Here is a 20,251-nt window from a genome sequence, read left to right on the forward strand (position 1 = left end):
CAACTCAGAGCCTCCGCAGCCTCGTCCTCCGCCTGCCCGAACGACCACCGGCCCCACGGTGCGAACACCGGGGGCCGGGCATGGGGTAGAGTGAGCGAGCGTCCAGGCACCGACCAGGTCGGCGTCTTACGCGGGTGTAGTTTAATGGTAGAACATCAGCTTCCCAAGCTGAGAGCGCGAGTTCGATTCTCGTCACCCGCTCCATGGAGAAGGCCCAGGTCAGAGACCCGGGCCTTTTTGCTGTGCTCTGTGCTCATTCGCCGCGTGCCAGATGCGTGCCAGAAGGCCTGTCGGGCTGCATTGTGCGGCCCTTTGTGTGCCCCCCTCAGCCGGGGAGCCTGGCCAGCTGTGCCTCCAGGAGGGGCTGCGGAAGCGTGTCCGTGATCACGGCCATCGTGGTGAGGATGCGGCCGGTGCGGACGACGGCGTAGGTCGCGGGACTGCTGACGCTGGAGAGGCTGGTGGTGAACCGGAAGCCGACGGATTCGTCCCCGAGATCCGGGGCCTGGGCCGGTTCGAGGTCGCGGTAGGTCATGGGGGCGCCGGGAACCTTGAAGCTGCCCGAGCACTCCGTGAGCGCCCTGCGGACATCGTCGAGGGCCAAGCGGGCGTCGTCTCCCTGATGGGCAGTCACCCACATCCCTCCGACTGTGGAGTTCAGCTCGCCGGGGCCCGTGAATTCGCGGACGGCCCGGGCCGTCGCGGGGCGCGGCGTATCGGTGAAGGCCAGCTGCACGATGGGGAGGCACTCGTCCTTGTCGGCCCGGTACGCCCCCTCCGGAAGCGAGTCCTCGGCCGGCTCGGTCACTTGGAGGTCGGCGACGGTCCCCACCACGGTGAGCTTCTCGAGGGTGGCGTCGGACAGGGAGGGCCCGGCCGCGGGCCCGTCTGCCGGGCCGCTGTGCTCGGAGCTGCCGCAGGCGGTAAGGGGCAGAGCGACCGACAGGGCAGCAACGGCAGCGGTACGGCGAAGGCGCATGAACAGTGCTCGGTTCTCTGAACGTCGCCTCCAGCAAGAGGCAGGGCAAAGGTGGACAGGATGTGTTGAGCCTCCGGCGGTGGGGCGCCCAGACGTTCGACAAGCGAAGATCTAAGGCCGGCAGCCCTCAGGCGTCAAAATCCTTCCGGTGAGCGCCCGGCCGTCCCCGGCACCTCAAGGGCACCGGGATCTCTCGCACGCGGGCTGCCGTGCCCAGGACGGTGCGGCACGCCCCCGCCCGCATCCGCAAGTGGCAAGGTCTCCGCGTCGGTACAGCAGCGCCGTACGACCTCGGCCGCCAGGACACGCAGGTCAAGATCCGCGGCTTCCGCGTCGAGGTCGGCGAGGCCCCGTCGCCGCCGCGGACAGCGACAGAACGACGTCTCGCGGCAGCCTGGGCGGCAGTGCTCGGCACACCTGCCGAACAGATCGGCCGCGGCGCGGACTTCTTCGCCCTCGGCGGCGCTGGGTACAGGCCCTCTACGGGACGACGCCCTGGCCTCGGAGGCACCGTCCGACAGGTCGCTCACGACATGACACGGGGGGCCATCGACGTCGCCCCCGGGTGCGGTTCCGTGCCCGGGTCCGGAGGGTGGCCGTGATCGCCGAGACGTGGTGCGGCGGCGGCGATCGCGGCACCTGCGGTGTCCTTGCCCTCGGCGGTCCAGTCGCAGGGCGTATGGGGGCGCAGCCCACGGGGCCAGGCCCGGTGGTGGGTCGGACCGCCCAGCGGCCGTCGGCGTGCTCGGCGACAATGGAGACAGGCCGAAGCGATTCCTGGAGCCGCTGATGTCCGAGAACCCGAGCACGGCGCAGCCACCGGTCGTCGACCGCGCGACCTTCGAGCAGCATGTGGAAGAGCTGCGGGCGAAGGAGAAGGCGCACACCCGCGAAGGCGACGCGATCGCCGCGGCGCGCCGCAGACTCCCGATGGTCGAGGTGGCCGCGGACAGCGCGCTGCTGGGCCCGGACGGTCCCGTGACGCTCCTGGAGGCGTTCGAAGGGCGACGCCAGATGATCGCCTACTACTTCATGTGGTGGCCCGGCCGGCCGGCCGCCGAGCAGTGCGAAGGCTGCACCTGGGTGATGAGCCACGTGGGCGAGCTGGCCTATCTGCACTCCCGCGACATCACGTTCGCCGTGTTCTGCCAGGGACGGAACACGGCCTACGGCTTCGGGGACGCGCGGACGTCGTACGAGGAGAGCCTGCGCTACCGGGCCTTCATGGGCTGGTCGATGCCGTGGTACTCCGCCCAGCCCTCGCTCGGGTCGCTGCTCGTCGGCCGGGAGCCCGGCCTGTTCCACCTGGTGTGCTACCTGCGCGACGGCGACCGCGTCTTCGAGACGTACTGGACCAAGCGCCGCGGGGCCGAGGCGGTGGACTACAGCTACGCGCTCATGGACCTCACGGTCTTCGGGCGGCAGGAGGACTGGGAGGACTCACCGGCGGGCCGGCCACGCCTCGGGCATGCCACGCGGACCCTGGGCGGGGCTCCCGACTGGCCGCCGCTGCGGGAGTGGCCGGGCGGACGTCCCACGGCGCAGTGGCCCCGCGTCGACGCCGGCCACTCCGACGACCTGGGCGCCACCGGCACCGGCCCGGCGACCGGGCCCGATCACTGCCACTGACCGGAGCCCGGTCACTGCCACTCACTGGAGCCCGGTCACGGCCCTGACCGGAGCCCCGTCGCCGCTCTGACCGCGCGACGCGTGATCAGGGGGCAGCCGCCTCCTCTCGACCGACCGACCGACCCACCGGCCGAACCGCTCGCGGCGGCGCCCCGTCGCACCCCGTTGCGGCAGGCCCGTCCGCTCATGCCCGTCGCAGGCGCCCCAGGGCCCTGCGGGCCGGCAGGACGGTGGCCGCCGTGGCGAGCAGCAGCAGGCCTGTCACCACGCCCGTGAGCCAGGGCCAGGCCAGGGACAACCGCACGGGCAGGCCCAGCTCCTGGCGAAGCCCGTGGACCGTGCCGAACAGGGCCGGGGCGGCCGTCGCCAGGCCCAGGGCCGCGCCCAGGGCGACGACACAGCACGTCTCGGCCGCGAGGGCCAGCAGCACCTGGCGGGACGTCGCACCGGACAGGCGCAGTACGCGGACGTCGCGCACCCGGCCCGCGGTGGCCGTCAGCAGGGTGGAGGCGACGGCGATCGCCGTGTAGCCCGCCGACACGACGACGAGCATCAGGGTGAAGATCCACACCAGCCGGTCCTCCTCGGCGTCGTCCGAGTCCGCGTACGCCGCCACGGAGACCTGGTCGGCGTGGAGCCCGGCCGGGAGGTGCGCGGGGGCCCGGGTCGTGCGGTAGGCGACGTCCGCCAGTGCGGAGGGGTCGTGTTCGCGGACCAGGTCGTGCGGGAGGAGGACCTGGTACGGCATCGAGTCGTCCACGACGGCCGTCACACGCAAGCGCCGCGTGCGGCCGTCCTCTAGGGTGAGCGGGGCGTCACGGCCCTTCCGCCAGCCGTGCGCGGCGGCCACCGCCTCCGTGACCACGACCGTCCCGCCACGCGGCGCGGGCACGGCGTACACCTGCTCGAAGCCGGAGGACACCCCGGCCGCGGTCAGGGCCGCCGCGCCGTCACCGCCGTACACGGTCGTCGACAGCAGCGGCGTGCCCCCGGCCCTGGCCACCGCCGCGTCCGACAGACCCGGCGTTCCGCTGGGCACCACCGCCGACTCGGCCCGTACGGCCGCGGCCTGCCGGGCGGTGTCGGCGCTGCGGACCGTCTCCACGGTACTGGTGATCAGTACGGCGAAGGCGACGGTCGCCAGCACCGGGGCGACGGTGGCGGAGGTCCGGCGCACCGCGGTGATCATGCTCTCGCGCACGAGTACCGCCGTCGCGCCGGGGCGCCGGGCCAGGGGCCGGGTCAGTGCCCCGACGACGGGCCCGACGAGCGCCGGTGCGAGCAGGGTCAGGCCGACCGTCAGGCTCATCGCCGTGCCGAGCGCCAGCAGCACGATGGCGTCGGCCCCCGCGAAGGCCGTGCCCACCGAGCAGACCGCGCCCACGGCCGTCGCCGCCAGCCCGGCCACCCGGCGGCGCCGCGTCATGGGCCGGCTGTCCACCACCGCCTCCCGCATCGCCTCCAGCGGCTTCACCCGGGACGCCCGGCGCGACGCGGCGCCCACACCGACCAGGGCCACCGTCACGCCCGAGGCGAAGGCCGCCACCGGCACCCACCACCGCAGGCGCACCTCGAAGCCCGCCGGCTGGAAGCCCGCGTCGATCAGCACGCCGGTCATCGTGGGCGCCAGCACCACGCCGAGCAGCGCCCCCGCCGCCGCGCCGGCCGCGCCCACGGCCAGGGCCTCGCCGTACACCAGCCGCTTCAGCTGCCGCGGGGTGGCGCCGATCGTCCGCAGCAGGCCGAACTCGCGGCGCCGCTGCGCGACGGCGAACGCGAACGTCGAGGAGACGACGAAGACCGTGACGAAGGAGGACAGCACCGCCATGGCGGTGAGCACCTGGCCACCGATCCAGCGGGTCGTCTCGTCCTGCTGGGGCGCCAGCGCGCCGCGGGAGGCACCGGTCAGGACCGTGCCGTCGCCGCCGACGGCGGACCGGGCGGCCGCCGCGACACGGCCGGTGTCGGTTCCCGGCTCCAGGAGCAGCCCGATGGTCCGTGCCCCGCCGGCCAGTTCGGCGGCCCGCCGGTCGGTGACGTAGTAGCCGGGGCCGTCCATCGTCCCGGACACCGAGAACCGCTGCGGCCCGCGCGCGGTCAGCACCGTGAGCGGATCGCCCGGCGTGAACCCGAGGGACCGGTCCACGACGATCTCGCTCCCGGTGGCGGGCGGCCCGCCCTCGCTCAGGCCGTACTCGGCGAGCGCCGCCGTCGACCAGGGGTGGCCCTGCCGCTCGCCCTCGCGCTGCTCGGTGTCCGCCGCCTGCGCGTAGAACGACCGGTCCGTCACCGCGGCGGCGACTCCCGGCAGTCCGGCCAGCCTCCGTCGCAGTTCCTCGGCGCGCTCCGGTGCCCACGGCGGGTTCTCCACGAAGATCCCGCCGGCCTGCGTCCCCGCCGGGCTCCGCACCAGCACCGGTGCTCCGGCGAGCCGTTCGGGCACCTTCGTGCCGTCCGACAGCAGTACCAGCGCGCTCGTCGTCACCACCGCGACGCCGAGCGCCACGGCCACGAAGCAGCCCAGGAAGCTGCTCCATCGTTCTCTGGCCGTCGCCAGGCCGATCATCACGGTCCCACCTCCAGGGCGGCGGTCCGTGCCGCGATCGCCTCGGCACCGGCGGCGCCCGGCAGTTCGTCCGCGAGCCGCCCGTCCGCGAGCAGCAGCACGCGGTCCGCACACGCCGCGGCGGCGGGGTCGTGCGTCACCATCACCACCGTCTGGCCCCGGCTGTCCACCAGATCCCGCAACAGCCGCAGCACCGTCCGCGACGCCCGGGTGTCGAGCGCGCCGGTCGGCTCGTCGGCGAAGAGGACGGCGGGCCGCGCAATCATCGCCCGTGCGATGGCGACCCGCTGCTGCTGGCCGCCGGACAGCTCGCTCGGCCGGTGTCCGAGGCGGTCCCCGAGCCCGACGGCCGCGAGCGCCGCGCCCACCTCGTCCGCCGCGGGGCGCCGCCCGGCCAGTCGCAGCGGCAGTTCGACGTTCTGCGCGGCCGTCAGTGCCGACACGAGGTTGAACTCCTGGAAGACGAAGCCGACCCGCTCCCTGCGCAGGACGGTCAGCTCGTTCTCGTCCAGTCCGTCCAGGTCCGTTCCGCCGATCAGCACCTCCCCGGCGGTCGGCCGGTCCAGGCCCGCGGCGCAGTGCAGCAAGGTGGACTTGCCGGAGCCGGAGGGGCCCATGACGGCCGTCATCGTGGCCGCCGCGAAGGACGTCGACACGTCGTCGAGAGCCGTGACGGCCCGGTCCCCGGTGCCGTGGCGCTTCGTCACCGAACACAGCTCGACGGGCCGTACGGCCGCCGAAGTGGTGTGTGTTGTGGTCATGTTGCAAGGCAACGGCAGGCGGACCATCCGGCGCACTCCTGCCCGGGCGAGAGGTGATACTCCACCTGGCACTACTGCCTCCCGGTGCCGGGGCCGCTACGTTCGACCGCGTGACTCCCCGAACCGTCCTGGAGGCCCTCGTCCACAGCCCGCTGGGGTACCTCCGCACCGTGTGGCCGCTGCGCGCGCTGGGGTTCCTGCTGTCCGGCGGGGTCTTCGCCACGGCCGCGTACATCGGTGTCGGCGGGCTGTTCGCCGCGCCCGTCGGCACGTGGGCGTCCGTGCTCTGCGCGGTGGCCGTCGTGGTCTTCGCCGCCGCCCTCGCGGGTCCCCTCGAACGGCGCCGCCTCGCGCTCGTCGACCGCGGCGACGGCGGCAGCCCGAAGGACCGGAGCGACCGGGTCGGCCCGAAGGACCGAAGCGACCGGGTCGGCCCGAAGGACCGGCGCGAGCGGCGCGGACCGCGCCACGGTCCGCTGGCCGTCGGCTACGGCGCGGTGTCCGTCCTGGCGGTGGGCTGGATGGACCTGGCCGTCGTCCTGGTCTCGCTCGGCATTCCGGGCTTCCTCCTCCTCGCGCCCCTCCAGCCCTCGGCCTCCTCCTGGCAGGCCGTGGCCGGCCCGGTCGCGGGTGCCCTGCTCCTGCCCGTGTCCGCGTATCCGATCGGTGCGTGGGCCGGCGTGCGCGCCACGGTGACCCGGGCCGTGCTCTTCCCGAAGGACCACGAGTTGCGCGAGGTCGTGCGCTCCCGGGCCCGCCTCGTCGACGCCTTCGAGACCGAACGCCGCCGTATCGAGCGTGACCTCCACGACGGCGCCCAGCAGCGGCTCGTCGCCCTCACCGTGAGGCTGGGCCTCGCGGCCCTCGACCTACCGCCCGGCAGCGCCGCGGCACAGGAGGTCGCGGCGGCCCACGCCCTGGCCAAGGAGGCGCTCACCGAGTTGCGGGAACTGATCCGGGGCATCCATCCCCAGGTCCTGACCGAACGCGGGGTGCCCGCCGCCGTGCGCGACATCGCCGGACGCTGCCCGGTCCCCGTCCGCCTGGACATCGATCTCGCCGGCCGGCTTCCGGCCGCCGTCGAGCAGACCGCGTACTTCGTGACCGCCGAGGCGCTCACCAACGTCGCCCGGCACAGCGGCGCCGACCACTGCCGCGTCACCGCCCGCTGCCGGGACGGGGTGCTCCGCCTCGACATCGAGGACAACGGTTCGGGCAACGCCGACCCGGCCCGCGGTACGGGCCTCGTCGGGCTCGCCGACAGGATCGCCACCGCCGACGGCAGAATGCTGCTGTCCAGCCCGCCCGGCGGGCCCACCCTGCTGAGAGCGGAGATCCCGTGCGGCCGTCCCTCCGCATCGTGATCGCGGAGGACGCCGTCCTCCTGCGTGAAGGCCTCGTCCACCTCCTCCAGCGGTTCGGCCACGAGGTCCTCGCCGCGGTGGGCGACGGCCCCTCCCTGCTCGCCGCGGCCCGGGAACACCGGCCGCACCTGGTCATCACCGACGTCCGCATGCCACCCGGCCAGACGGACGAGGGGCTGCGGGCCGCCCGCCGGCTCCAGTCCGAGCAGCCCGGACTCGCGGTCCTCGTCCTCAGCCAGTACGTCGAGCAGACCTTCGCCGAGGAACTGCTGGACGACCGCCGCGGCAGCGTGGGAACGGGCTACCTGCTGAAGGAACGCATCGGCGACGTCGAGGAGTTCGCCGACGCCGTCACCCGGGTCGCCGCCGGGTCCACGGTCGTCGACCCCGAAGTCGTACGGCAGTTGCTCGCCCGCCACCGCGACCCCCTGGACCGGCTCACCCCCCGGGAACGCGAGGTCCTCGCGCTCATGGCCGAGGGCCGCTCCAACGCGGCGATCGCCCGCCGGCTCGTCGTGACCGACGCCGCCGTCGCCAAGCACATCGCGAGCATCCTCCAGAAGCTCGACCTGCCGCCGACGGCGCCCGACGACCACCGCCGCGTCCTGGCGGTGCTGGCCTATCTGCGCGCCTGAGCCCCCTGCCGCGCCCTCCCCTCGGGCCATCCTCCCGGGACGGGAGTGGAGTCTCAGCAGCCGCCGGAGGAGGCGGGTGCGCCGGTGCCGATCCGCAGCGTGGCCGGGGCCGCGCAGCAGCCGCCGCCCTCGTCGCCCCGCGCGGCGTCGGGCTCGTCGAACAGGCCCGCGCCGCCGCACACGCCGGTCTCCGGCAGGGTCAGCTCCACGCGCTCGGCGGCCTCGTGGTCGCCGGCCAGGGCGGCGGCGACGGAGCGGACCTGCTCGTAGCCGGTCATGGCGAGGAAGGTGGGGGCGCGGCCGTAGGACTTCATGCCGACCAGGTAGACGTCCTGCTCCGGGTGGGACAGCTCCTGCACGCCGTGCGGGTAGACCGTGCCGCAGGAGTGGACGTTCGGGTCGATCAGCGGGGCCAGCGCGGTCGGGGCCTGGAGGCGTTCGTCGAGGCCGAGGCGGAGCTCGGAGAGGAAGGTGAGGTCGGGGCGGAAGCCGGTCAGGACGACCACCTCGTCGACCGCGTCCAGGCGGCGGCCGTCCTCGGCGACCAGGACCAGCCGGTCGCCGTCCCGCTCGACCGCTTCCGTACGGAACCCGGTGACGGCGCTCGCGTGCCCCTGCTCCACCGCCGCCTTGGCCCGCAGGCCGAGGGCGCCGCGGGCCGGGAGCTGGTCGGCCTCGCCGCCGCCGTACGTGGCGTCGCCGATGCCCCGGCGCAGGATCCAGACCGCGTGCGTGTCCGCCTCCTCCCCGGCCAGGTCGGCGAGGAGGGCGAGGGCGGTGAAGGCGGAGGCGCCCGAGCCGACGACCGCCGTGCGCCGGCCGGCGTAGCGGGCCCGGACGGCCGGGTCCTTCAGGTCGGGGACGCGGTAGGTGACGCGGTCGGCGGCGGACTTCTCGCCGAGGGCGGGGATTCCGTTCGCACCCATCGGGCCGGGCACGGACCAGGTGCCGGAGGCGTCGATGACGGCGCGGGCGGTGATCCGCTCCTCGCCGCCGTCCGCCGTCTCGAGGTGCACGGTGAACGGCTGCTCCTCGCGGCCGGAGTCGACGATCCGGTCCCGGCCGGCGCGGGCCACGCCGGTGACGGTGGCTCCGTAGCGGACCCGGTCGCCGAGGACGTCGGCGAGCGGCTGGAGATACCGCTCGGCCCAGTCGCCGCCGGTCGGATACGTCGTCCCGTCGGGGCGCGTCCAGCCGGTCGGGGCGAGCAGCTTCTCGGCGGCGGGGTCGGTGACCTCGGCCCAGGGCGAGAACAGGCGGACGTGCGCCCAGTCCCGTACGGCCGTGGCGGCCGAGGTGCCGGCCTCCAGCACCAGCGGCTCGATACCGCGTTCCACGAGGTGCGCGGCGGCGGCCAGGCCGACCGGGCCGGCTCCGACGACCACGACGGGCAGGTTCTGCTTCTCCATGGCGGTGCTTCCTTCGGTTCGGTGCCCGGGTGGGCGGAGCGGAGCGGTGGACGGCTCCTTGTTTTGATATTCATCGATGCCTTGTGGGCGCCAGCATGGCACTTGCTTCGATGGACGTCAAGATAGACATTCATCGAAACCAGGAGGCTGTGCGCCCTGGAGCACGTGGACGTCGCGGCGATCGACGGCATCGTCCTCGACTCCGTCGCCCTCGACTCCGACTGCCGCCCGGACCTCGGCTCGACCACCGCTGAGCCGGGGCTCCCTGGTTCGACATGTGTCAACATAGATGTATGTCGAACGTCAAGGCACTGCCGCTGCTGGAATCCGAGGCCCCCGACGCCGCGGTGGTGCCGTGCTGCCCGCCGTTGAGCGAGCGCCCCTTCACCGCCGAGGAGGCCGAGCGGACGGCGCGCATGTTCAAGGCGCTCGGGGACCCGGTACGGCTGCGTCTCTTCTCGGCCGTCGCCTCGCACGAGGGCGGCGAGGCCTGCGTGTGCGACATCTCCGACGTCGGCGTCTCCCAGCCGACCGTCTCCCACCACCTGAAGAAGCTCAAGGAAGCCGGCCTGCTGTCCTCCGAGCGGCGCGGCACCTGGGTCTACTACCGGGTCGAGCCGTCGGTGCTGGCGGCGATGGGGCAACTGCTGGCCGTCCGGTAACGCGCTCGGCCCCGCCCGTCATCGCCGCGTCCGCGCGCCCTCGCGGCCGATGGCACGCGGATCATCCCGGCGCGGCGAGGAGTTCGGCGACGGCGCGGGCCGCGTCGCGGGCCGGACGCCCGACGCCGATGAGGGTGGCGGAGGCGGGGCCGGTCCAGTCGCCGTAGCCCAGGAGGTGCAGGCGCGGCTCGTCCGCTGCCCGCGTGCCCACCGTGGCGATGCGCCCGCGCCGGCCGCGCAGGCCGAGGGGCGCCAGGTGCGAGAGGGCCGGGCGGAAGCCGGTGCACCAGACGACCGCGTCGGCGGGCGTCCGTGTGCCGTCGGCCCAGACGGCACCGTCGCGGTCCAGGCGCTCGAACATCGGGGACGCCTTGAGCCGCCCGGCGTCACGGGCCTCACGTACCGGCGGTACGGCGACGATGTCGCCCAGCGACGCGACGCCCCCGGTGTCGGCGCGGCCGGCGTCGAGGGCCCGGCGGCGGGCGGTGGCCGCGTCGAACAGGGCGCGGCCGTCGATGTCGTCGGCGAGGTAGCGGGGCGGGCGCCGGGTGACCCAGGTCAGTTCGGTGTCGTACGCGAGGTCGGCGGCGATCTGGGCGCCGGAGTTGCCGCCCCCGACGACGATCACGCGCCGGCCCGCGAAGTCCCGCGGCCCGCGGTAGGAGACGGTGTGCAGGTGGCGGCCCGTGAAGTCCCCGCGGCCCGGTACGGCGGGGAGGAAGGGGCGCCACCAGGTGCCGGTCGCGCTGATCACCGCGCGGGCGTGCCAGGTGCCGGAGTCGGTCTCGACCCTCAGCAGCCGCCCCTCGTCGTGCACGCCGGTGACCCGGACCGGCCGCCGCACGGGGAGGTCGTACCGCTGCTCGTAGTCGCTCAGGTACGCCACCACGTGCCCGGCCTCGGGGTACTCCTCGCCCGGCTGCACCGGCATGAGGCGGCCGGGGAGGGAGGAGAAGGCGGCGGGGGAGAAGAGGCGGAGCGAGTCCCAGGTGTGCTGCCAGGCCCCGCCCGGGGTGGCCTGGGCGTCGAGGACGACGAAGTCCAGGCCCTGGCGGCGCAGGTGGTAGCCGGCGGCGAGCCCCGCCTGGCCGCCGCCGATCACCACCACGTCGGTGTGCCGGGTCATGCCGCCCGTGCCGCGCGGTGCATCAGTGGTCCCTGCCCTCAGTGGCCGGCGCGGGCGCGGTGAACTTCTTGCGCCAGGCCAGGGACACGTAGACCAGGCCGATCAGGACGGGCACCTCGATGAGCGGTCCCACGACGCCGGACAGGGCCTGGCCGGAGGTGACGCCGAAGGTGGCGATGGCGACGGCGATGGCCAGTTCGAAGTTGTTGCCGGCGGCGGTGAAGGCGAGGGTGGCCGTGCGGTCGTAGGCGAGGCCGATCGCCTTGCCCAGCAGGAAGGTCCCGGCCCACATCACGGCGAAGTACACCAGCAGCGGCAGGGCGATGCGGGCGACGTCGAGCGGCTGCGAGGTGATGGTCTTCCCTTGCAGCGCGAAGAGGATGACGATCGTGAACAGCAGGCCGTAGAGCGCCCACGGGCCGATCCTCGGCAGGAAGCGGGCCTCGTACGTCTCGCGGCCGAGCTTCTTCTCGCCGATGCGGCGGGTGAGGAAGCCGGCCAGCAGCGGGACACCGAGGAAGATGACCACGTTCAGGGCGATCTTCCCCATGGAGATGTCCAGGTGTTCACCGTCGCCCAGGCCGAGCCAGCCGGGCAGCAGGTCGAGGTAGAACCAGCCGAGCAGGCCGAACGCCAGGACCTGGAAGACCGAGTTGAGCGCGACCAGGACGGCGGCGGCCTCGCGGTCTCCGCAGGCCAGGTCGTTCCAGATGATGACCATGGCGATGCAGCGGGCCAGGCCGACGATGATCAGGCCGGTGCGGTACTCGGGCAGGTCGGGCAGGAAGATCCACGCGAGCGCGAACATCACCGCCGGGCCGACGATCCAGTTGATCACCAGCGACGAGGCCATGAGCCTGCGGTCGCCGGTGACGGCGTCGAGCCTGTCGTAGCGGACCTTGGCCAGGACCGGATACATCATGATCAGCAGGCCGACGGCGATGGGCAGGGAGATGCCGCCGATCTCGACCTCGGCGAGGGCGTCGTTCAGGCCCGGGATCGCTCGGCCCAGGCCGAGCCCGACGGCCATGGCGATGAGGATCCAGACGGCGAGGAAGCGGTCGAGCGTCGACAACTTCCCGACGACGGAGGCCTCTTCGGCGGTGCCGGTGGTCGTCGCGGGCGCATCGGTGCGGGTCACGGGCAGGCCCTTTTGTTGTCGGCGGCGGTGCGCGCGGACTCGGCCAGGTCGGCGAACCAGCTGGCGAGCGAGGCGATGACGTCCGGACGGAGCCGGTAGTACGTGTAGCGGCCGCACGGCTCGGTCTCGACGACCCCGGCCTCGCGCAGCACTCTCAGGTGGTTGGAGAGGTTGGTCTGCCGGGCGCCCGTCTCCTCGACGAGGTGGGTGGTGCACAGCGTCTCGGTGGCGAGCAGGGTCACGATCCGCAGCCTGAGCGGGTCCGCCAGCACCCGGATCAGGTCAGTGTCGACTGACGTCATCATGCGCTGATACTCTCACATCAGTGGTGACTGACACCACCGGGCGCAGACGTCATGGGTGCCTGATGCCGTCGCCAGACAAGAGAGACCTCCTGATGTCCGACAAGCCTTCCGTGCTGTTCGTCTGTGTCCACAACGCCGGCCGCTCGCAGATGGCCGCCGCCTGGCTGACCCACCTGGCCGGGGACCGCGTCGAGGTCCGCTCCGCCGGCTCGAACCCGGGCGAGAACGTCAACCCCGCCGCCGTCGAGGCGATGCGCGAGGTCGGCGTCGACATCTCCGCCGAGGTGCCGAAGATGCTGACCGTGGACGCGGTCCGGGAGTCCGACGTCTGCATCACCATGGGCTGCGGCGACACCTGCCCGGTCTTCCCCGGCAAGCGGTACCTGGACTGGCAGCTGGAGGACCCGGCCGGCCAGGGCGTCGAGGCCGTCCGCTCGATCCGCGACGAGATCAAGGCGCTGGTCGAGGACCTGATCAAGGAGATCGCCCCGGAACCGCGGCCCTGAGCCCGGCCACGGACGTCCACGAGGTCGTCGTCATCGGGGTGGGCACGGCCGGCCGCACCGCCGGCGCGCGGCCTCGGGCTTCGTCTTCACTCGGGAAGACGCAGCCCTCTCGACCTGATCCGAGCAGGTCGGGAGGGTTCCCTCAGCCGGCCTGCCGCCCAGGCAGGAGACCGCCGAGCCGGAGCCGAGTCCGCACGGCGAGCGCCGTTTTCACAGGGCCGGCTCAGGGCGTGTACAGCGACTGCACCCTGGTGACCCGTCCCTCGCCGTCGAAGCTCAGGTCGTAGCCGAGGAGCGCGCGGTCCGAGGAGGGGCGGGCCGTCAGACGGCCGACGAAGTCGGCCTGGGCGTACGACGCGGGGTGCTTGGCGTCGCCGAGCGGGACCGACAGGAGCACCTGGGCGTCCTCGGCCATGCTCACCTCGGTGTACGGGCCCTCGCCCGGGACGATCACCCATGCCTCGAACTGCGGGTGGGGCTCCTTCTCGGCGGGCCGCACCGACAGGTAGGTCCGTCCGTCGGCGGTCCGGGCGTCGTCGATCTGCACGAACTGCTTGGTGCCCGCCCAACGGGCCGCGGTCCCGGTCGGTGCGGTGCCGGTTGGCGTGGTGCCGGTCGGCGTGGTGCTCGGGGACGTTCCGTCCGGCGACGGGGTGGGCGCCGCCGACGTCCCGGACGCGGTGGCGGCCGCCGGGCCGTCGTCGGTGCTGCACCCGGTCAGGGCCAGCATGCCGAGGGCGAGGGCGGTGAGGCAGCGGACGGTGGCCGACCGGCGGTGTACGACGCGCATGGTGAAGTCCCCCCAAGGACCTGGTGCGTTCTGGATACGCACTCTCTACGCGCCACCCCACCCGGCAGGTTGCACGGCGATGCGAAATTGTTTGTCCACCACCCGTCCGGCTTCCAGCCTCCCGGGACTCAGTCCGCGAGCCAGTACGCCTCCCGCAGCGAGTGCACGCGGCCCTCGCCGTCGTAGTCGATGACGAACGCCCACTTCCGGTCGCCGGTCAGGCGGTCCAGCAGCTCGTCCAGCCGCACGTCCGCCGGCTCCCCGCCGGACAGCCGCCGCGCTTCGACCGGCGTCCCCCGCGGCAGGGTCAGCGTGTGCGCCTCGCCCGCGGGCGTCGCGGTCCCCCGTACGGCGCGCAGCGGCTCGACGGTGACCCGCACCGTGTCGCCCCGCACCACCGCGCCGTACACATGGGCCAGTTCCTCGGCGTACTCCTCCCCCGGAGCGGGAGCCGGCGGCACGAACCGCGAAGCCGTCGCCGTCGGGTGGACGGCCGGCGGCTCGGGGTCCCGGGCGGTCCGGACCAGCGAGAGCCCGCCCAGCGCCACCGCCGCGACCAGGAGCGCGCCGCCGGACGCCAGCGCGGCCCGCCTGCGGCGTACTCGCTGCTCACCGCGAGCCCGGATCCGCTCCGCGGCCGGCGGCACCGCCCGCCGGCGGCCCGACTCGGCGAGGTCGGCCAGGCGCTCCTCCAGTCCCCCATCCGGTCCGGTCACCGGTCCCGGCCTGTCAGCCATGACGCACCTCCGGCGGGCGGCTCGTCCGCGGATCCAGCTCCGTGTCGGTCAGCAGCCGTGCCAGTGCCGCCCGGCCCCGGCTCAGCTGCGCCTTGACCGTACCGACCGGGCAGTCGACCTCGGCAGCCACCTGCTCGACCGTCAGGTCGCACAGGTGGTGGAGCACCACGGCCCGGCGCTGCGCCTCGGGTATCCGCCGCAGCGCCTGGACCAGCACCACGTGGTGCGGCTCCGGCGGCAGTACGGCGGCCGGCGGGCCCTGGCGCCGGGCGAAGGCGAGCGCGGTGCGCACCTTGCGCCACCGGCTGACCGCCAGCCGCCAGGCGACCGTGCGCACCCACGCCTCGGGGGCGCCGTTCAGGTCCAGCTCGGCCCGCCGTTCCCAGGCCCGGGCGAAGGCCTCCTGGACCACGTCCTGCGCCTCGGCGAGGTCGCCCGTCATCGCGTACAGGTGACCGATCAGCCGGCCGACGCTCTCGGCGTAGAAGGCGTCGAACTCGTGCGCGTCCGCACCCCGGCCGGTGCTCGGTTCGTCTGGTGGTCGCATGTCTCCCCCGTCGGGCTGCACGGTGTCACCCGACCGCCGTCCGGTACAAGGGGCGTGGTCGGCGGCGGCGGACCGCCCGCGGGTCCCGGCAGTCTCGCGGGCCGCAAGACTGCCGGATGCCGTACAGGCGGGGGCCGGCCGGCCGGTGGCACCATGCGGCCATGACCGTCGGCCGGGAAACGAGTATCCGCCCCCTCCGCACACGGCCCCTGTGGGCCTTCGTCGCGCTGGGCGCGGCCGGGGCCGTCCTGGCCGCGGGGCGGGTCGTGTACTCGGGCGAGTTCCTGGACTGGTGGGTGGGCGGCGGGCTGCTGGCCGCTCTCGTGGGCGTCGTGTTCCTCCACGCGGTCACCCTGGAGGTCGGCGCCGACGCGTACGGCGTGCGGTACGGCTCGCTGGTGCGCCGCCGCCGGAGCCTGCCCTGGGCGGACATCGCCGACCTGCGCGTCCACATCCAGTACGGGCGGCACGGGGAGGAGTACTTCCGTGTCGGGGTGCTGCTGCGCGACGGGCGGACCCGGCGACTGCCCCTGCCGCTGTCGGTGTCCCGGGACGACCGGCCGGACTTCGACGCGAGACTGGACGAACTGCGGGCCCTGCACCGCCGTCACGGAACCCCGGAGTCGGACCACCTCGCCGTCATCTCCCGGCGCACCGCGGGCCGCGGCGCCGCCGCGCCGCTGCTCCTGTGCGTGCTGCTGCTCGCGGGCGCGGGGCTCGCCGCGTGGCTGGTACCGGTCACGGGGGCGACGAAGGACGCGTGGGACTCGGCCGCCCCGTGCGCGGCCGGGGCGCCGCCCGCGGACCGCGAGGCGTGCCTGACCACCCTGCCGGCCGTGATCGCACGGACCGAGGTGAACGGCGGGAAGGGGCCCAGCCGTCTGTACTTCGCCGACGGCCGGCCCGTGGACCGGGTGACCGTCTCACGGGAGGGTGCCCGGGGTTTCCGGGCCGGTGACCGCGTCGAACTCACCCTGTGGCGAGGGCAGGTGAGGGTGGTCGCCGGGGAACACCACGTGTGGCGGGAGCACTTCACCAGCGCCGGTTCGGTGGCCGTCCTGGCGGCCGGGCTCGCACTCGCCGCCGGGTACCCCGGTGCCCGGGTGCTGCTGCGCCGGCGCGGGCGGCGGCTGCCCGACGACGAGGTCCTGCCGTCGGCGTTGCCGTTCGCGGGTGTCCTGGTCGTGACGGCGCTGTGGCTGCTGCCGCTCTGCTATCTCCACCCCCTGGGGCTGCCGGCCTCTCCCGGTGCCCTCACCTGGGCGGCCGCGGGGACGCTCGGCACGCTCGGCCTCCTCGCCGCGGCCTGGCGTGCGACCCGGATCCGTACGCCCGCGCCCGTCCCGGCGCCCGTGGCGGCACCCGGCGAGTCCGGCACCGCGAGCGAGCACGGGCACGGGCACGGCGACGACGGCGACAGCGGCAGCGACAGCGGCAGCGGCGAGGACGTGTTCCTGGCCGCCCGCTTCCTGGAGAGCACCGACTACAACCCGAACCACTTCGGCACCCACGTCGTTTTCGGCGGCGGCCCGCCCGCGGTCGTCCCGCACCCCGGCCCCGGGCGGTTCGCGGCGCGGCCGATTCCGGTGCACCGGCTCACCGTCACGGGCGTACGGCGTCCGCGGGGCGGCGACGGGGACGGGGTCCCCCGCGGCTGGCACGTCGCCGAACTCGACGACGCGGGCGAGGCGGTGCGGCTCGCGGCGGCCCCGGCCGACCTGGCCCGCATCGTCCGCGTCCTGGGCGGCGTGAGCACGTCGGCGGACGCCGCGCCCTCCGAGGCCTGACGCTCGCCCGCCGCCGGCAGGGGTACCGCCACGGCCCTGCGCCGGCACGTCAACCGCACGGTGGGCGTGCCGCCCGGCACCTGCCGTCGCACGTTTCACTCCCGGCCCGTCGAGTTGTCCGCGAACTCCCCCGGGATTGTCCGTGATCGGTAACGGAGGGATCCCGCGGCGGATTTCCCCCGTCCTGTCATGTGGTCCCCGACGTGATCGCGGACCGGCGGCGAGTAACTACGCGAAGGCGGGGCGGCGGACATGGCGCGGCACGGTGGTGGACGAGGCTGGTACGGCAAGGTCGTCGGGGCGGCGCTCGGTGTGACGATGCTCGCCGTCGGCGCCTCGGTGTGGACCGCGCAGGCCGACCCCTCCGGCGGCGGCGCGACGGCCGCGCCCTCCGCGTCGGCCGCGCCGGGCGGCGACGCCAAGCCCGTCGACATCAGCATCGCGCACGCCTCGGACGCCGGGCCGCGCGGCGTGAACATCACCATCGACGACGGTCCCGACCCGGCGTGGACGCCCCAGGTGCTGGCCCTGCTGGACGAGTACGGGGTGAAGGCCACCTTCTGCATGACGGGCCTTCAGGCGCAGGCGCACCCGGACCTCGTGAAGGACGTCGTCGCCGCCGGGCACCGGCTGTGCGACCACTCGGTGTCGCACGACACCGGCATGGACAAGAAGTCCGAGGCCTACCAGTCCAAGGAGATCCTGGACGCCGAGCGCATGATCATCAAGGCGTCCGGGGGCGTCCGGCCGATGTACTACCGGGCCCCCGGCGGCGCGTTCACCCCCTACAGCCGCAAGCTCGCCGCCTCGCACGGGATGCGTCCGCTGGGCTGGAACGTGGACACCAAGGACTTCGAGCGGCCCGGCACGGACGCCATCGTCGACACCGTCCAGCGGGAGCTGTCCAACGGCCCGACCATCCTCTTCCACGACGCCGGCGGCGACCGCACCGAGACCGTCGAGGCCCTGCGGCAGGTCCTGCCCTGGCTGAAGGAGCAGGGCCGCACCTTCGGGTTCCCGGTGCGCTGAGCGCGACCGCCGCCGCTCAGACCGACGGGGCCGGCTCCGGCGTACGGGCCACGACCGGACGGCGCCGGGTCGGCATGCCCAGGGTCGGGTTGGCGACGCCCCAGGCCGCGGACTTGCAGACGAGTTCCTTGTAGCGGGCGGCGAGCCGTCCGGTCAGCGCCCCGCGCACGGCCCGGTCGTCGGCGGTGACGTACTGGATCAGGCCCTGGCCGCGGCCCAGCGAGATGCACTGGTTGAAGTAGCGCGGCGTCACGTTCGGCAGCTTCCGGCCGGTCAGCCGGGCCGCGATGGCGTCGGCGGCCTGCCAGGCGGTGGGGACGCCCGAGGCGCAGGACATCCGCAGCGGCTTGCCGCCGGGGCCCGCGGCCAGTGCCGCGTCGCCGACGGCGTACACGTCCGGGTGGGACACCGAGCGCATGGTCGCGTCGACCACGATCCGGCCCGTGTCCGTGACCTCCAGCGTGGTGGCTCCCGCCAGCGGGTGGACGGCGAAACCGGCGGTCCACACCGTGACGTCGGCCGGTACGGCCGTGCCGTCGGCGGTGACGACGTGGTCCGCGGCCACGGACGTGACGGCGGCGTCCTCGTACGCCGTGACGCCGAGGTCCGCGAACACCTTCCGCAGGTGACGGCGGCCCTTGGGGGAGAGCCAGTCGCCGAGTCCGCCGCTCGCCATGAGCGACACCTCCAGGTCCGGGCGGGCCTCGGCGATCTCGGACGCGGCCTCCAGGCCGGTGAGCCCGCCGCCGACCACGACCACGGACCGGCCGGCCTCGAGACCCGCCAGGCGTTCGCGCAGCCGCAGCGCACCCGGCCGGCCGGCGATCTCGTGCGCGTGCTCGGCGGCGCCGGGGACGTCCCGGGGGTTCCAGGCGCTGCCGAGGGCGTAGACGAGGGTGTCGTACGCCAGCTCGCCGGCGCCGTCCGCGTCGGTGACGGAGACGGTCTTCCGGTCGGCGTCCACGCCGGTGACCTTGGCGATCCGCACGTCGACGCCGGTGCGCGCGAACATCTCGTCGAGCGGCCGGGCCCGGAGGTCCTGGCCGACCGCGAGCTGGTGCATCCGCACCCGTTCGACGAAGTGGGGCTCGGCGTTGACGAGGGTGACGGCCGCGTCCTCGCTCCGCAGGCGCCTGGCGATGCGGCCGGCGGCGACGGCTCCGGCGTATCCGGCGCCCAGGACGACGATGCGGTGCCGCGGGGTGTGCTGCATGACGTGCTCCCTTGTCTTCGGCCGTTGACGGCTCTCTCCAGCGGGACTCGCCCCTTGAACCGGGCGGCCCGCGGATTCCTGACAGGAGCAGGAGGTGACCTGCGTCACAGCACGGTCAGAAGACCTGGAACAGGGGTTCCCCGTGGTCGGTGGCCGCCCACCGGCGGGTGGCGCGTTCGAGCTTGTCGGGGTTGACCTGGTTGCGGAAGCCCGCGAGCCCCTCGGGCGTGACCTCCAGGCACATGATCCCGATGACCCGGCCGTGCACGACGGCCACGACGGCGGGGTCGCCGTTGGCGGTGACGGCGTAGATCTCGGCGGGGCCGCCGGCCAGCTCGCGCTTGGCCTTGCCGGGCTTGAACAGGCCCCGCATGAACGTGGCCACGGCGCGGGCGCCCTCGAACGCCTTGGCGCGGGCCGGGACCTTCCCGCCGCCGTCGCCGATCGACACGGCGTCCTGGGTGAGCAGCCGGACCAGCGGTTCGGTCCGGCCGCTGGTGGCCGCCGCGAGGAACTCGTCGATGATCCGGCGGGCCTCGGCCCCGTCGACCTCCGTACGCGCCCTGCCCCGCGCGACGTGCTTCCTGGCCCGGTGCAGGATCTGCTGGCTGGCGTCCTCCGTGATGTCGAGGATCGCGGCGATCTCCCGGTGCGGGTACGCGAACGCCTCACGCAGGACGTACACCGCCCGCTCGGCCGGTGACAGCCGCTCCAGCAGGGCGAGGACCGCGAGGGAGACCGACTCGCGCTGCTCGGCCGTCTCGGCGGGGCCGAGCATCGGGTCGCCGGCCAGCAGCGGCTCGGGCAGCCACTGGCCGACGTAGGTCTCCCGCCGGGCGCGGGCCGAGGTGAGCTGGTTGAGGCAGAGGTTGGTGAGGACCTTGGTGAGCCAGGCCTCGGGGACCTGGACGCGCCCGACGTCGGCCGCCTGCCAGCGCAGGAACGTCTCCTGCACGGCGTCCTCCGCCTCGCTCGCGGAGCCGAGGAGGCGGTAGGCGATGGCCTCCAGACGGTGCCTGGAGGCCTCGAACCGTTCCACGTCGCTCACCGTGAGAGCCATGGCCC

The 20,251-nt window shown here is 74.2% G+C and carries 19 protein-coding genes and 1 tRNA gene; 8 read left to right on the forward strand and 12 right to left on the reverse strand.

All coding sequences use genetic code 11. The annotated features are described in order from the left end of the window. Positions 1–130 precede the first annotated feature (130 nt). Positions 131–204: transfer RNA gene (locus B9W62_RS18505), tRNA-Gly, on the forward strand. Between the two features lie 121 nt (positions 205–325). Here the strand turns inward: B9W62_RS18505 and B9W62_RS18510 are convergent. Further along, positions 326–979 (reverse strand): hypothetical protein, encoded by a 654-nt coding sequence (locus B9W62_RS18510; protein ID WP_087808199.1) that lies wholly within the window; start codon positions 977–979, stop codon positions 326–328. A 789-nt stretch (positions 980–1,768) separates the two neighbouring features. Here B9W62_RS18510 and B9W62_RS18515 point away from each other — a divergent pair. Beyond that, a complete protein-coding gene (locus B9W62_RS18515) occupies positions 1,769–2,608 on the forward strand; it encodes a DUF899 family protein (protein ID WP_087808200.1) in 840 nt (279 codons plus the stop codon). Positions 2,609–2,792: 184 nt separating this feature from the next. On the opposite strand, the gene B9W62_RS18520 is transcribed toward B9W62_RS18515, so the two are convergent. Then, the gene (locus tag B9W62_RS18520) at positions 2,793–5,174 is read right to left on the reverse strand and encodes an ABC transporter permease (protein ID WP_087808202.1); all 2,382 of its coding nucleotides are present in this window, start codon (positions 5,172–5,174) and stop codon (positions 2,793–2,795) included. Then, on the reverse strand, positions 5,174–5,935 hold the full coding sequence (locus B9W62_RS18525; protein WP_087811973.1) for an ABC transporter ATP-binding protein: 762 nt from the start codon (positions 5,933–5,935) through the stop codon (positions 5,174–5,176). The genes B9W62_RS18520 and B9W62_RS18525 overlap by 1 nt, the downstream gene beginning before the upstream one ends. 110 nt (positions 5,936–6,045) lie before the next feature. Here B9W62_RS18525 and B9W62_RS18530 point away from each other — a divergent pair, with 110 nt between their 5' ends. Both B9W62_RS18530 and B9W62_RS18535 read left to right on the forward strand, forming a co-directional pair. Then, positions 6,046–7,299, forward strand: coding sequence for a sensor histidine kinase (locus B9W62_RS18530; protein WP_179235548.1), 1,254 nt, complete (start codon positions 6,046–6,048; stop codon positions 7,297–7,299). After that, on the forward strand, positions 7,275–7,934 hold the full coding sequence (locus tag B9W62_RS18535; protein ID WP_087808204.1) for a response regulator transcription factor: 660 nt from the start codon (positions 7,275–7,277) through the stop codon (positions 7,932–7,934). The genes B9W62_RS18530 and B9W62_RS18535 overlap by 25 nt, the downstream gene beginning before the upstream one ends. 53 nt (positions 7,935–7,987) lie before the next feature. Here B9W62_RS18535 and B9W62_RS18540 read toward each other — a convergent pair whose 3' ends face one another. After that, the gene (locus B9W62_RS18540) at positions 7,988–9,343 is read right to left on the reverse strand and encodes an NAD(P)-binding domain-containing protein (protein WP_087808205.1); all 1,356 of its coding nucleotides are present in this window, start codon (positions 9,341–9,343) and stop codon (positions 7,988–7,990) included. 293 nt (positions 9,344–9,636) lie between these two features. On the opposite strand from B9W62_RS18540, the gene B9W62_RS18545 reads away from it, so the two are divergent. Beyond that, positions 9,637–10,005, forward strand: coding sequence for an ArsR/SmtB family transcription factor (locus tag B9W62_RS18545; RefSeq protein WP_087808206.1), 369 nt, complete (start codon positions 9,637–9,639; stop codon positions 10,003–10,005). Positions 10,006–10,066: 61 nt separating this feature from the next. Here B9W62_RS18545 and B9W62_RS18550 read toward each other — a convergent pair whose 3' ends face one another. From B9W62_RS18550 to B9W62_RS18560, 3 genes are read right to left on the reverse strand one after another with little or no spacing between them, the layout of a single operon-like run. After that, the gene (locus tag B9W62_RS18550; protein WP_087808207.1) at positions 10,067–11,131 is read right to left on the reverse strand and encodes an ArsO family NAD(P)H-dependent flavin-containing monooxygenase; all 1,065 of its coding nucleotides are present in this window, start codon (positions 11,129–11,131) and stop codon (positions 10,067–10,069) included. Between the two features lie 22 nt (positions 11,132–11,153). Further along, complete coding sequence (gene arsB, locus B9W62_RS18555) at positions 11,154–12,272, reverse strand: ACR3 family arsenite efflux transporter (RefSeq protein WP_087808209.1); 1,119 nt, start codon at positions 12,270–12,272, stop codon at positions 11,154–11,156. Further along, positions 12,269–12,577: an ArsR/SmtB family transcription factor gene (locus B9W62_RS18560; protein WP_087808210.1), complete on the reverse strand. Its 309-nt coding sequence runs from the start codon at positions 12,575–12,577 to the stop codon at positions 12,269–12,271. The genes arsB and B9W62_RS18560 overlap by 4 nt, the downstream gene beginning before the upstream one ends. Before the next feature lie 92 nt (positions 12,578–12,669). Between B9W62_RS18560 and B9W62_RS18565 the strand changes: the two genes are divergently transcribed. After that, positions 12,670–13,083, forward strand: a complete 414-nt coding sequence (locus B9W62_RS18565) for an arsenate reductase ArsC (protein WP_087808211.1) — start codon at positions 12,670–12,672, stop codon at positions 13,081–13,083. A gap of 223 nt (positions 13,084–13,306) precedes the next feature. Here B9W62_RS18565 and B9W62_RS18570 read toward each other — a convergent pair whose 3' ends face one another. The 3 genes from B9W62_RS18570 to B9W62_RS18580 all read right to left on the reverse strand — a co-directional run bounded on the left by B9W62_RS18570 (position 13,307) and on the right by B9W62_RS18580 (position 15,157). Then, complete coding sequence (locus B9W62_RS18570) at positions 13,307–13,873, reverse strand: hypothetical protein (RefSeq protein WP_087808213.1); 567 nt, start codon at positions 13,871–13,873, stop codon at positions 13,307–13,309. Between the two features lie 128 nt (positions 13,874–14,001). Then, on the reverse strand, positions 14,002–14,610 hold the full coding sequence (locus B9W62_RS18575) for a hypothetical protein (RefSeq protein WP_087808214.1): 609 nt from the start codon (positions 14,608–14,610) through the stop codon (positions 14,002–14,004). Next, a complete protein-coding gene (locus tag B9W62_RS18580; RefSeq protein ID WP_087808215.1) occupies positions 14,603–15,157 on the reverse strand; it encodes a SigE family RNA polymerase sigma factor in 555 nt (184 codons plus the stop codon). Before B9W62_RS18580 ends, B9W62_RS18575 begins: the two co-directional genes overlap by 8 nt. Positions 15,158–15,318: 161 nt before the next feature. On the opposite strand from B9W62_RS18580, the gene B9W62_RS18585 reads away from it, so the two are divergent. After that, positions 15,319–16,944, forward strand: coding sequence for a PH domain-containing protein (locus B9W62_RS18585; RefSeq protein WP_087808217.1), 1,626 nt, complete (start codon positions 15,319–15,321; stop codon positions 16,942–16,944). Positions 16,945–17,196: 252 nt separating this feature from the next. Then, positions 17,197–17,973, forward strand: a complete 777-nt coding sequence (locus tag B9W62_RS18590) for a polysaccharide deacetylase family protein (protein WP_087808218.1) — start codon at positions 17,197–17,199, stop codon at positions 17,971–17,973. A 16-nt stretch (positions 17,974–17,989) separates the two neighbouring features. Here B9W62_RS18590 and B9W62_RS18595 read toward each other — a convergent pair whose 3' ends face one another. Together B9W62_RS18595 and sigJ are read right to left on the reverse strand one after the other, a co-directional pair. Then, positions 17,990–19,186 (reverse strand): NAD(P)/FAD-dependent oxidoreductase, encoded by a 1,197-nt coding sequence (locus tag B9W62_RS18595; protein WP_087808219.1) that lies wholly within the window; start codon positions 19,184–19,186, stop codon positions 17,990–17,992. 115 nt (positions 19,187–19,301) lie between these two features. Then, positions 19,302–20,246: an RNA polymerase sigma factor SigJ gene (gene sigJ / locus B9W62_RS18600; protein ID WP_087808220.1), complete on the reverse strand. Its 945-nt coding sequence runs from the start codon at positions 20,244–20,246 to the stop codon at positions 19,302–19,304. Positions 20,247–20,251: the final 5 nt, after the last annotated feature.

Origin of the sequence: Streptomyces sp. CS113, assembly GCF_002188365.1 — a bacterium.
Taxonomy (GTDB): domain Bacteria; phylum Actinomycetota; class Actinomycetes; order Streptomycetales; family Streptomycetaceae; genus Streptomyces; species Streptomyces tendae.